This is a genomic window from Petralouisia muris, from assembly GCF_004793545.1.
Lineage (GTDB): Bacteria > Bacillota > Clostridia > Lachnospirales > Lachnospiraceae > Petralouisia > Petralouisia muris.
Map to the genome: position 1 here is coordinate 1 of NZ_SRYA01000203.1, position 1,442 is coordinate 1,442.

Annotated in this window: 2 protein-coding genes; both read left to right on the forward strand. The window is 29.3% G+C overall.

Annotated elements, in window-relative coordinates; translation table 11 throughout:
- Positions 1 to 676, forward strand: a 676-nt coding sequence (locus tag E5329_RS29040) for a hypothetical protein (RefSeq protein WP_275443888.1), incomplete at its 5' end; no start/stop codon positions are given.
- 13 nt (positions 677 to 689) lie between these two features.
- Positions 690 to 1,271, forward strand: a complete 582-nt coding sequence (locus tag E5329_RS29045; RefSeq protein WP_135992566.1) for a HEPN domain-containing protein — start codon at positions 690 to 692, stop codon at positions 1,269 to 1,271.
- Positions 1,272 to 1,442 lie beyond the last annotated feature (171 nt).

The window sequence follows — 1,442 nt, forward strand, 5'->3', positions numbered from 1 at the left end:
AAAAAGGAACCTTTTACAATTCAAATGTAAAAGATTCCTTAAGTTAATGACATTGGGTCCATTCTTGGATTTTTTAGATGATGAAACGGCCAATAGTGAAGTAATAAAAAATATGTTAAATAACAAAAGTGCTGATCCACGCATGAAAGATATAGAATTGGCTTTAAGATATTTCGCATTTAAATGTTTTGCGGATAAATATGAAGGAAACTTAAAAGAATTTCTTGATTATACATGTGAAAATTTAAATAAAAGTTGGGAGAAAAATGAAAAGGTACTTCGAGAATTGTTTAAGGAATTGGAAAATGCAATTCTTTATTTAACTGATTTGTTTACACCCAATTCTGCATTTAGTAGGTATACAAAGGGAAAATGTAACGGGAGATTTAATCGTTCGATATATGAGGTTTTGACGTATTATTTTTCAATAAAGGAAATAAGATTTGCTATAGATAAAAAGAAGAAAGAATTTGTAGAAGAATTTGTAAAAATGAATGATAATAATGAGTTTATACATGCTGTAAGTGATACTACAAAGGATATTAATCGAATTGCTTTGCGATTTACAAAGGTATCGGATATTTTAGAATTGCTAATTAATGTTGATGAAAACCATGTGAAAATTCCTAAATTGAAACTTAATGAAGGCAAGATAGAAGTTATGAGCGAAATGTAGTAGAGGTGCCTTTATGAGTGAACAAAAGAGATCTAAAGAATATAAGCATTTAGAAAAAAGAATTTCACAAATTGAGAAAAATTTCAAGTTCAATCAATCTATAAATGGTATTACTAATTTGCAAGCAGATAGACTGAGAGGTTTGAGGCTTTTATGTCATGCTGAATTAGAAGATTATTTTGAAAGTGTCGCATTAAAGTTGTTAACTAAAGCAGAAAAAAGGTGGGTAGAGAAAAAGATTGCAAATTATAATCTATCGTCACTTTTTATTTGGCATGATAAAATAGACAAGAATGACACAAATGATACGAAAGCAAGGATGATTATTGCAGATTATAGAAAAGAAATTAAATCCAATCATGGAATAAAAGAGGATAATATAAAAAAATTATTTGGTCCTTTAGGGTATAAAACAGATGATTTTGATTCAACATTTATATCTACATTATCGTCTTTTGGTGCTTTGAGAGGAGAAACAGCACATATGTCTGCAAATAAAACTCAACAGCCATTAGATCAAAATACGGAATTAAAAAGAATTAAAGATTTGTTAAAGGGAATTGCAGATTTTGAGGATGTATTAAATTCCAAATAATGTTTGATTGAATAGAAGTTTTTAATAAAATCATAGGAGCAATAATCTTGGCATCCAACGGTGTCTCCTTCCCCGGCAGATACAAACACGGAAAGCCTGCAAAGCCCGTAAACACGCAATGTCATTAACTTAAGGAATCTTTTACATTTGAATTGTAAAAGGTTCCTTTTT

Coding starts and splice junctions, on each gene's coding strand:
- E5329_RS29045 (WP_135992566.1), top strand. CDS start 690: ATGAGTGAACAAAAGAGATCTAAAGAATATAAGCATTTAGAAAAAAGA.